At 36.6% G+C, this 1,076-nt stretch carries 2 protein-coding genes; both read right to left on the bottom strand.

The window, feature by feature from the left end:
- Positions 1-86 precede the first annotated feature (86 nt).
- Positions 87-407, bottom strand: coding sequence for a thioredoxin (trxA, locus tag AC1DPQ_RS28585; RefSeq protein WP_029275428.1), 321 nt, complete (start codon positions 405-407; stop codon positions 87-89).
- 155 nt (positions 408-562) lie between these two features.
- The coding region (locus AC1DPQ_RS28580; RefSeq protein WP_477611689.1) for an OB-fold nucleic acid binding domain-containing protein at positions 563-1,076 on the bottom strand (514 nt) is incomplete at its 5' end.

The following is a 1,076-nucleotide window of genomic DNA, read 5'->3' as shown; positions in this document are numbered from 1 at the left end:
ATAAAAAACCCAAATCCATCAAATGAACTTGGGTTTTAAATATGTTACAAGCCTTTAGGCTTTGGTTTTTCTGCTTTAAGCTTAAACTAGGCTAATTGCTTGTTTAATTTTTCTGCTAATACTGATTTTGGAACAGCACCAACTTGTTTGTCAACAACCTGACCATCTTTAAAGTATAATAAAGCCGGGATGTTACGGATACCAAACTGCATTGAAATTTGAGGGTTGTTATCAACGTTTACTTTTCCAACTACCGCTTTTCCATCATATTCTTTAGCGATTTCTTCTACTACTGGACCAACCATGCGACAAGGGCCACACCATTCTGCCCAAAAATCTACTAATACGGGTTTATCTGATTTTAATACAAGCTCCTCGAAGTTTGCATCTGTGATTTCTAATGCCATAATTATTTTTTTTATGTTCAAATATATGTATTCAATTGTAATGCCAACCCATCTGTAGTGTCAATTTGACATTATTTTGAGGTAGAGGGCTTAAAGGTGAAAGGTATAAGGTTTAGGCGCTTTAACCTTCCACCTTAAACCTTAGGCCTTATACCTTAGTTTAACTTGTAATTTACAACATTAAGCCCGAGTAATTGTTCTAAAAACTTATTGTTTGGGTTTATTTTAAGATTTTTGGATGGCATATCCAACATAATCTCCTTTTCCCGATCAAAAATAGCGAAGTTAAGTTGGCAGTTTTGTTGCTCGGAGTTTGCCTTATTGTCTGCTAATATGGCTTCAATCTCGCGCATCAGCTGGTCGTTAACCCGCTCAATCGGCACCTGGATAGTTAAACTTTTAGCTAATTTATCTCTCAATTCAGACATTAAGTTAATTGCGGTGATTTTAAACTCCCAATCTCCAGCTTTACCGAAACGTTCACCAACCCTGCCTCTAATCTGCAAGAAATATCCTTCAGTTAAAAACGATTTAAATTTTAAAAAATCTTCTCCGAACAAGGCCATTTCACTTGCATCATCATAATCTTCAAAAACAAAAGTACCAAATGGCTTACCCGTTTTGGTAATCCGTTGTGATGCGGTTACCACAAGTCCGCCTACGCAGAGC

The sequence above is a fragment of the Pedobacter sp. 01T416_2 genome (assembly GCF_056398925.1).
The sequence above is the reverse complement of the archived record's forward strand: the minus strand, read 5'-3'. Positions and strand labels throughout refer to the sequence as shown.

Bases quoted from the DNA above. Each gene is read 5' to 3' on its own strand.
- trxA (WP_029275428.1), bottom strand. From the start codon at position 407: ATGGCATTAGAAATCACAGATGCAAACTTCGAGGAGCTTGTATTAAAA.